Annotated in this window: 1 protein-coding gene; it reads left to right on the forward strand. The window is 45.7% G+C overall.

Translation table 11 applies throughout. The annotated features are described in order from the left end of the window. Positions 1 to 234 (forward strand): hypothetical protein (locus tag CHH91_RS21010; protein ID WP_217973786.1); only part of this gene is annotated, 234 nt, incomplete at both ends.

The following is a 234-nucleotide window of genomic DNA, read 5'->3' on the forward strand; positions in this document are numbered from 1 at the left end:
CCCCAAGAGGAATCAAGTCTGCGTGTACCTCTTCTTCTTGATCAGACGCTTATGATCCGTACGTATAGTAAACTTAAGTGTGTTTCGGGAGATGAACAATTACAAGCAGAGCAGCCCGATTACGAACAACTCAAAGTCGATCATAAGGCGGTTATTCCTGGTACTACCTGGGCAGGGGCGATTCGCTCTCGAATTAAAAGTATGCTCGTGACACAGTTTTCCATGGAACAAGGA

It is taken from the genome of Virgibacillus sp. 7505, assembly GCF_002272135.1.
Taxonomy (GTDB): domain Bacteria; phylum Bacillota; class Bacilli; order Bacillales; family Amphibacillaceae; genus Terribacillus.